7 protein-coding genes are annotated in these 8,816 nt (G+C 53.4%); 2 read left to right on the top strand and 5 right to left on the bottom strand.

What is annotated here, in order from left to right:
- On the top strand, positions 1–100 hold a 100-nt coding region (locus tag RMS03_RS11550; RefSeq protein WP_405023472.1), incomplete at its 5' end, for an IS3 family transposase.
- An 85-nt stretch (positions 101–185) separates the two neighbouring features.
- Here the strand turns inward: RMS03_RS11550 and RMS03_RS00080 are convergent.
- The 4 genes from RMS03_RS00080 to RMS03_RS00065 are packed head-to-tail and all read right to left on the bottom strand — an operon-like array spanning position 186 to position 5,737.
- Positions 186–1,820: a dipeptide ABC transporter ATP-binding protein gene (locus RMS03_RS00080; RefSeq protein ID WP_310625091.1), complete on the bottom strand. Its 1,635-nt coding sequence runs from the start codon at positions 1,818–1,820 to the stop codon at positions 186–188.
- Positions 1,817–2,878 carry an ABC transporter permease gene (locus tag RMS03_RS00075; protein ID WP_310625090.1) on the bottom strand — a complete coding sequence of 354 codons (1,062 nt, stop codon included), beginning with the start codon at positions 2,876–2,878 and terminating at the stop codon, positions 1,817–1,819. The genes RMS03_RS00080 and RMS03_RS00075 overlap by 4 nt, the downstream gene beginning before the upstream one ends.
- Positions 2,844–3,878 carry an ABC transporter permease subunit gene (locus RMS03_RS00070; protein WP_310625089.1) on the bottom strand — a complete coding sequence of 345 codons (1,035 nt, stop codon included), beginning with the start codon at positions 3,876–3,878 and terminating at the stop codon, positions 2,844–2,846. Before RMS03_RS00070 ends, RMS03_RS00075 begins: the two co-directional genes overlap by 35 nt.
- On the bottom strand, positions 3,875–5,737 hold the full coding sequence (locus RMS03_RS00065) for an extracellular solute-binding protein (protein ID WP_310625088.1): 1,863 nt from the start codon (positions 5,735–5,737) through the stop codon (positions 3,875–3,877). The genes RMS03_RS00070 and RMS03_RS00065 overlap by 4 nt, the downstream gene beginning before the upstream one ends.
- Before the next feature lie 36 nt (positions 5,738–5,773).
- On the opposite strand from RMS03_RS00065, the gene fabI reads away from it, so the two are divergent.
- Positions 5,774–6,586 (top strand): enoyl-ACP reductase FabI, encoded by an 813-nt coding sequence (fabI, locus tag RMS03_RS00060; RefSeq protein ID WP_310625087.1) that lies wholly within the window; start codon positions 5,774–5,776, stop codon positions 6,584–6,586.
- A 66-nt stretch (positions 6,587–6,652) separates the two neighbouring features.
- Here fabI and RMS03_RS00055 read toward each other — a convergent pair.
- Positions 6,653–8,816 (bottom strand): arginine/lysine/ornithine decarboxylase (locus RMS03_RS00055; protein WP_310625086.1); only part of this gene is annotated, 2,164 nt, incomplete at its 5' end.

Here is an 8,816-nt window from a genome sequence, read left to right as displayed (position 1 = left end):
GTTCTACAACCACCGCAGAATTCACTCTACATTGGGCTATGTCAGCCCGATGCAGTTTGAGAAAAGCTGGAACGCGGCACAGCTATTGAAGGCCGCATAATTGACCAGCTAAGAGGTACGTCCAACAGGGGCAGGTTCACTTCGTCCTTGAATCCGCCCTTGATTATCAAGGATAAAAGGTATTTTTAGGCCTCTGCCCCTAGCAAAATTTTCGTATATGGTGCTTGCGGGTTGTTCAAAATTTGTACGAACGTGCCCGCCTCCACCACCTTTCCAGTCTGCATGACCATGACATGGTGGGCCATGGCACGTATGACCGACACATCGTGGGTGATGAGCAAATAGCTCAACCCACGAACCCGTTGTAGCTTTTGCAACAACTGCAAGACTTGAAGCTGGGTGGTGGCATCCAAGGCGCTCGTCGGCTCGTCTAACACCAACATCTGCGGCTCTACCACCAAAGCGCGCGCAATGGCGAGACGTTGACGTTGCCCCCCCGAAAACTCATGTGGGTAGCGCTGTAGCAAGCCTGGAAACTCCGTTTCCGTCAATCCAACAGCCGCCAACGTGACCAAGATGCGACGCAAACGCCCCAAATCATCTAACTCAGGCGCATGCAGACTCAACCCTTCGGACACCAATTCTTGAACGTTCATGCGAGGCGACAGGGATGAAAACGGGTCTTGGAACACCACTTGCACTTTGCGACGCAATGGCAAATCCTGAGCAGCGTGGCCCTGCCAAGAGACACCGTCAATCGTGAGTGTGCCTTCGCTAGGCATCAACCCCAGAGCAGCCAGCGCCAAGGTGGTTTTGCCAGAGCCTGACTCGCCAATCACCCCCAAGGTTTGGCCCGCGCATAAGCGAAAGTCCGCACCTTGCACCGCGATAAATTTGCCGCCGCCCAGCCACCCGCGCCAGCCCGAACGGTGAATGGGGTAGCTCACACACAGGCCCTGGGCTTGCATCAGCACAGCCGCATCGTTTTGAGCTTCCACGGCATCACGGGGGAGCTGACTATCGATCAAGCGTTGTGTATAGGGATGCGCTGGACGGCTCAACACCACATGTACATCCCCCGACTCCACCACAGCGCCCTTCTCCATCACCAACACACGGTCCGCAAAGTGGCGCACGGTATGGAGGTCGTGGGTGATGAGCATCACCGCCATGCCAAAACGCTTTTGCAAGTCACCGAGCAAATCCAAAATTTGAGTCCGCAAGGACACATCCAACGCCGTCGTCGGCTCATCCGCTACCAGCAAGCGTGGACGACAAGCCAAGGCCATGGCAATCAGCACGCGTTGGCGCTGGCCGCCAGACAACTGATGGGGATAGGTGCTAACCCGTCGCACGGGATCGGGGATGCCGGTGAGGTTGAGTAGTTCCACAGCTTCGTGCCACGCCACGACAGGATCCATCCCTCGTTTGACTTCCAGCACCTCTGCAATTTGAGCGCCCACGGTCATCAAAGGGTTCAAGGCTGTCATGGGTTCTTGGAACACATAGGCAATATCTTGCCCTCGGATGTCAACCAACGCTCGTTCACTCAGTTTGATCAAATCATGCGTGTGCGGTGCATCGGTGACATCAGACGCCAATGTGTCGGCGTCTTGCGCCGTCCACAACACGCGACCTGACACGCGTGCACCTTCCAACAGTTTGACAAAGCTGAGGGCGGTCACACTTTTGCCCGACCCCGACTCGCCCACCAAGGCCAACCTCTCACCCAGATCCAAATTGAAGCTGATGCCTTTGACGACCTCTTCGTTTTGAAACGCGATACGCAAATCACGCACCTGAAGCAAAGGCAATCTCATGATTGCACCTTTCTCGGATCCAACGCGTCACGCATCGCATCCCCCATGAAGGTGAGCAACATCAGCGTAACCACCAGCACGGCAAACGTTGACAAAGAAATCCACCACGCATCAATGTTGTTTTTACCCTGCGCCAATAACTCGCCCAAACTTGGGGTGCTGGGAGGTACGCCCAGTCCAAGAAAATCCAGTGAGGTCAGCGACAAAATGGCAGCGCTCATTCGAAAAGGCAAGAACGTGACCACCGGCGTGAGGCTATTTGGCAGGACATGACGCCACATGATTTGAGCGTTCGACAAACCTAGGGCACGCGCAGCGCGCACGTAATCGAGTTGGCGGTTACGCAAAAACTCGGCACGCACGTAATCCGACAAGCCCATCCAGCCAAACAGGCCCAACAAAATCAATAATAAGGTGATGCTGGGATCAAACACTGCAGAGAAGATGATGAGCAAGTACAGCTCTGGCATGGCACTCCAAATCTCGATGAAGCGCTGCATGGCCAAATCCGTCTTGCCACCAAAGAAGCCCTGCAATGCCCCTGTGAAGATGCCAAGCACTGTGCCAAAAAGTGTGAGGGCCAATGCAAACAACACAGAGATACGAAAGCCGTAGAGCAGGCGCGCCACCACATCGCGGCCACGGTCATCCGTACCCAGCCAGTTGTCTGACGACGGCGGTGCTGGATTGGGTTGCTTGGCAAAGTAGTTAAGTGTGCTGTGGTGGTACGGGATGAGTGGATACAAAGCCCAATTGCCAGGCTGGGCGAACTGGGCTTGGATAAAGGGATCTAAAAAATCCGTGGGGGTCTCGAAGTCACCGCCAAAGGTGGTCTCTGGTTGGTTGTGCACGATCGGCATGTAAAAACTACCGTTGTAGCGGGCAATCAACGGCTTGTCATTGCATAAAACTTCAGCCAACAAACTCAAAGCGAAGAAGAACACGAACAAAACTAAGCTGTAAAAGCCAAGGCGATTGTGCCTAAAGCGCAGCCATGCGCGTTGGGTCGGAGAGAGAAAAACTCTAGTCGAATTTGACACGCGGGTCCACCCATACATAACAAAGGTCGCTGATGAGCTTGGTGAGCAAGCCAATCAACGTAAACAAATACAAGGTTCCCAACACCACAGGGTAGTCACGACGCATCACGCTTTCATAACTCAACAAACCCAACCCATCCAACGAGAACAAGGTTTCGATCAGCAAAGAGCCCGTGAAGAATGCGCCAATAAAGGCGGCGGGGAAACCAGTGACCAAGGGAATCAGCGCATTGCGAAACACGTGCTGCCAAATGACACGTCGCTCAGACAAGCCTTTGGCACGGGCGGTCAGCACATATTGTTTGCGAATTTCTTCCAGCATGGCATTTTTGATCAGCAAGGTGGTGACTGCGAACGCCCCGAGTACGCTAGAGGTCACGGGCAACACGATGTGCCACAGGTAGTCGGTGATGCGCGCGCCCCAACTCAGTTGATCCCAATTAGTCGAGGTCAACCCACGCAACGGGAACCACTGCAACTGACCGCCAAAGACCACCAATAGCGCCACCCCTAGGACAAAGCCGGGAATGGCAAAACCAACGAGCACCAACAAGCTCGTGAACAAGTCAAAGTGCGAACCAGCGCGCACCGCTTTGGCAACCCCCAATGGCACAGAGATAAGGTAGCTTAAAAAAAAAGTCCACAAACCTAAGCTGATGGAAACCGGCATTTTTTCTTTGACCAACTCCCACACCGTTTTGGAATAAAAAAAGCTCTTGCCTAAATCGAACACCGCAAACTGCTTGAGCATTTGCCAGAAGCGCTCCGTCGCGGGTTTGTCGAACCCATATTGCTGACGAATTTCTTCAATGCGCGCCGCATCCACACCTTGACGGCCACGGTAGCCAGCACCTGCCACGGCAGCACCTTCGCCACCACTGTCACGGCCTTGCAACTGCGACACCATTTGTTCAACGGGACCGCCCGGCACAAATTGAATCACGACAAAGGTCATGAACAGCACACCAAACAACGTAGGAATCATGAGCAACAACCGCTTGGCAATGTATGAACTCATGGTTGACGCTCCGCCTTTTTCGCCGCAGCCAAAGTGGCGCGGTTATCCAGCGTCGCCCACCAAGCCGATGAAGCCCAAGCCTCTGGCTGGTAATACCGTGGCATGACAGCGGGCAATTCAAACCGTTCATTGCGCCACGCCACGCGGTGTACGCCGCCGTACCAATGCGGAACGCTGTAATGGCCATGGCGCAGCACACGGTCTAAGGCACGCACGGCCGTGATGAGTTGCGACCTTGTGTTGGCCGAGATGACGCGCTCAAGCAGGGCATCCACCGCCGCGTCTTGCACGCCCATGAAGTTGCCCGCACCTTCCGTCGAAGCAGCCTTAGAGCCAAAGCGTTCCATCAACTCCGTTCCCGGCGATTCACTCCCGACCCAGCGATTGCTGATGATTTCAAAATCAAACACATCAAGGCGTTTTTGCAAAATTGCGAAATCAATGACTTTGTAGCTCACCTGGAAACCCAGCTTCTCCAAGTTTTTGGTGTAAGGCGTGATGACACGTCCCATCGCCCCCGAGTTGTCTAAGAACTCGATGGCAAAGGGGTCGCCATTGGCATTGCGCAAAGCACCATCACGATAAATCCAACCAGCCTCGGCCAACAAAGCTTTGGCACGGCGTAAATGGTCCCGCAATGTTTCGCCGGACTGTGGGTCTAGCGACGTGCGCGGCGGCAGTGGCACGGTTTGTTCAAAGACATTTTTTGAGAGCTTATCTCGCAAGGGGAACAATAACGCCAACTCAGCCGTATCGGGAAGCCCCGTAGCTTCGAAATCACTGGCCACGAAATAGCCGCGTACCCGCTGGTAGGCGCCGTAAAACAGCTGATGGTTCATCCATTCAAAGTCCATCGCCAAACCGATGGCTTCGCGCACGCGTGCATCCTTGAATTTGGACAAACGGGTGTTGAATAAAAAACCTTGGAAATCACCTGCATTGCCATGCTTGAATTCGCTCTTCATGAGCTGACGGCTGGTGAACTGTTTGCCTGTGAATCCCCTCGCCCACTCACGTGCAATGAAGGACTGCACCAAGTTAAACTCTCCCGCTTTGAAGCCTTCGAGTTGGGCTGTGCTGTCTTTGTAGAGGCGGTAGGTGATGCGATCAAAATTAAAAAGCCCCTTGCGCACATTCAAGTCCCGCGCCCAATAGCTGTCGTCGCGCTCATAGCTCACATCACGACCAAACACCACACGCCCCATTTTGTAGGGACCGCTGCCAATCGGTACATCGGTCACGATTTTGTCGAAGGGTTTGGTTTGCCCCTCCGCTTCGCCCCAGTGGTGACTGAAGACAGGCATGCCGCCCACGATCAAAGGCAGCTCAGGGTTCACCCGCTTGAAGTCAAAGCGCACGGTGCGTGCATCTACGACAGTGACACCTGCCACCTCGGCATACAAGGTGCGAAATTGTGGTGCCGCTTGTTTGCTGATGAGTTGATCGAAAGAATATTTCACATCCTCCGCCAGTACAGGGTACCCGTTATGAAATCGCGCTTGAGGGCGCAACTTGAACAGTACCGAGCGACGGTCAGCCGCGACCGTCACATCATCCGCCAATAGGCCATAGGCGGTAGTCGGCTCATCCATCGTGCCGGTGAGTAACGAATCAAATACCAAATTAGCAAGTCCAGGGGCCGCATTGCCTTTGAGCGTGAAGGGGTTGTATTTGTCAAAGCTGGTCAATCGCGAGGGCGGCACCAACACCAGCTCACCACCTTTAGGTGCTAATGGGTTGGCGTAATCAAAATTTGGGAAATTAGCGGGGTATTTGATATCCCCAAATTGGGCATAAGCATGTGCCGCCCATGATGAACCAGAGCACAGAAATACCAACAAAATGAAGAAGCTACGCATGCGACAATTCTGCAAGATTTTTTTGGAGCGATTCGCATGAGTACAAAAACTGGTTTCCTATCTGGCAAAAAACTTCTCATCACGGGCGTGTTGTCAAACCGTTCGATCGCTTACGGCATTGCCAAGGCGTGTCACGAACAAGGTGCCGAACTGGCGTTTAGCTATGTGGGTGAACGATTCAAGGACCGTATCACAGAGTTTGCCGCAGACTTTAATTCCAAGCTGATTTTTGATTGTGACGTGAGCAGCGACGCACAAATCGACCAAATGTTCAAAGACTTGTCGACCCACTGGCCTACGTTTGATGGTTTTGTGCACAGCATTGGTTATGCCCCTCGTGAAGCGATTGCTGGTGATTTTCTGGACGGTTTGTCACGCGAAGGTTTTCAAATTGCGCACGACATCAGCGCGTATAGCTTTCCCGCGATGGCCAAAGCAGCATTGCCTTACTTGAACGACAAGTCAGCCGTGCTGACCCTTTCCTACTTAGGTGCGATCCGTACTGTCCCCAACTACAACATCATGGGCTTGGCCAAAGCCTCGCTGGAAGCGTCTGTACGCTACTTGGCTGAGTCTTTGGGTGCTAGAGGTCGCCACTTGCGCGCCAATGGCATCAGTGCGGGACCTATTAAAACTTTGGCTGCGAGCGGCATCAAAGGCTTTGGCAAAATTTTGAATGTGGTCGCCGAAGCCTCGCCCATCCGCCGCAACGTAACGATTGAAGACGTGGGCAATGTAGCTGCGTTCTTGATGAGTGATTTGGCGGCTGGCGTGACCGCTGAAATAACTTATGTGGACGGTGGATTTAGCCAAGTTGTGGGCGGCATTGCCGAGCCGAGCAACGCATAAAGAGCCTGCGCTGCATGATCAAAAAAAGGAGCGACATGTCGCTCCTTTTTTTGATGTGTTCAATGTTTAAACTTTGACGCAATCGGCGTAATACCGCTTCACACCGTCATCGCCCACCTCTTCCACCAAGCCGTGGATGTCGGTTTCAAAGCCAGGGCACTGCAAGTTGAACTCACGGGCGAACTTGAGGTAATCCACAATTTTCTTATTGAACACCTCACCTGGAATCAGCAGTGGAATACCAGGTGGATATGGCGTGACCAAACTTGTGGTGATGCGGCCCAACAAGTCATCGACTGGCACACGTTGCGTGTTGCGGTGCGCGATTTGCGCGTAAGCATCACTCGGCTTCATTGCGGGCGTCAAGTCGCTCAAATAAATCTCCGTCGTTAAACGCGCAATATCGCATTTGGCGTACAGCGTATGAACGTGCTGACATAAATCACGCAAGCCCATGCGCTCATAAGCCCGGTGCTTTTGACAAAACTCGGGCAGGATGCGCCACATGGGTTGATTGCGGTCATAGTCATCCTTAAACTGCTGTAGTGCAGTCAACAACGAATTCCAACGCCCCTTGGTGATGCCGATGGTGAACATGATGAAGAAGCTGTACAAGCCGGTCTTCTCAACAATCACACCGTGCTCTGCCAAGAACTTGGTAACGATGCTGGCGGGAATGCCCGTTTTATCAAACTTACCATTCAAATCCAAACCAGGCGTGACGATGGTGGCCTTGATGGGATCCAACATGTTGAAGCCATCGGCCAAGTTGCCAAAACCATGCCACTTGGATGACTTGCCCTTGCCTTTGATGATCCAGCTCTCTGCACGACCAATGCCATCGTCTACCAGATCGTCAGGGCCCCAGACTTTGAACCACCAGTCTTTGCCGTACTCTTCGTCAACTTTACGCATGGCACGACGGAAGTCGAGGGCTTCCGTAATGCTCTCCTCGACCAAGGCAGCGCCACCGGGCGGCTCCATCATCGCCGCAGCCACGTCGCAACTGGCAATGATGCTGTATTGCGGGCTGGTACTGGTGTGCATCAAATACGCTTCGTTGAACAGGTGGCGATCCAACTTGGTCTTCTGTGAGTCTTGCACCAACACATGGCTGGCTTGGCTAATGCCAGCGAGCAACTTGTGAATGGATTGCGTGGCATACACCACCGAATGCATGGGCCGCTCACGCTTCTTGCCCATTGCGTGGTAAGTGCCGTAGAACGAATTGAATGCGGCATGAGGCAACCATGCTTCGTCAAAATGCAAGTTAGCCACGTAGCCGTCGAGCATCTTCTTGATGGTTTCCGTGTTGTAAAGCACACCATCGTACGTAGACTGCGTGAGGGTCAAGACACGGGGCTTGATCTTTTTGGCATCTACGCCTTTGAGCAAGGGGTTGGCCTTGATCTTGGCTTGAATAGCCGCAGGCTCAAACTCGCTTTGTGGGATGGGTCCGATGATGCCGTAATGGTTACGCGTGGGCTTCAAAAACACGGGCACAGCACCAGTCATGATGATGGCGTGCAGCACCGACTTATGACAGTTGCGGTCAACCACCACCACATCATCAGGTGCCACCGTGTGATGCCACACAATTTTGTTGGACGTGCTCGTACCGTTGGTGACGAAGAAGCAATGGTCCGCGTTGAAGATGCGTGCGGCATTGCGCTCACTCTCACCGATGGCACCGTTGTGGTCTAAGAGTTGGCCCAACTCTTCGACGGCATTGCACACGTCAGCGCGCAACATGTTTTCACCATAGAACTGGTGGTACATCTGACCCACAGGACTCTTCAAAAATGCCACGCCGCCGGAGTGCCCTGGGCAGTGCCAAGAGTAGGAGCCGTCTTCGGCGTAATCGAGCAAGGCCTTGAAAAAAGGTGGTTGCACGCTCTCCAAATAGCTCTTGGCTTCGCGGATGATGTGTCGTGCGACGAATTCGGGCGTGTCTTCGAACATGTGAATGAAACCATGCAACTCGCGCAAGATGTCGTTAGGCAAATGACGCGATGTTTTGGTTTCGCCGTACACATAAATCGGCACGTCCGCGTTCTTACGGCGCACTTCTTCGATGAAGTTACGCAGATTCAAAACGGCAGGGTCAAGATCAGGGCCTGGTGTGAACTCTTCATCGTCAATCGACAAGATGAATGCACTGGCTCGAGACTGCTGTTGTGCAAACTGGCTCAAGTCGCCATAGCTCGTCGCGCCCATGACCTCGTAGCCT

It is taken from the genome of Limnohabitans sp. (assembly GCF_031538885.1).
In the GTDB taxonomy this organism is placed as follows: domain Bacteria; phylum Pseudomonadota; class Gammaproteobacteria; order Burkholderiales; family Burkholderiaceae_C; genus Limnohabitans.
Note: the sequence above shows the minus strand (reverse complement) of the source record. Positions and strands in the feature narration are given on the sequence as shown.

Excerpts from the sequence above, each read along its gene's own strand:
- RMS03_RS00080 (WP_310625091.1), bottom strand. The coding sequence starts at position 1,820 with ATGAGATTGCCTTTGCTTCAGGTGCGTGATTTGCGTATCGCGTTTCAA.
- RMS03_RS00075 (WP_310625090.1), bottom strand. The coding sequence starts at position 2,878 with ATGTATGGGTGGACCCGCGTGTCAAATTCGACTAGAGTTTTTCTCTCT.
- RMS03_RS00070 (WP_310625089.1), bottom strand. The coding sequence starts at position 3,878 with ATGAGTTCATACATTGCCAAGCGGTTGTTGCTCATGATTCCTACGTTG.
- RMS03_RS00065 (WP_310625088.1), bottom strand. The coding sequence starts at position 5,737 with ATGCGTAGCTTCTTCATTTTGTTGGTATTTCTGTGCTCTGGTTCATCA.
- fabI (WP_310625087.1), top strand. The coding sequence starts at position 5,774 with ATGAGTACAAAAACTGGTTTCCTATCTGGCAAAAAACTTCTCATCACG.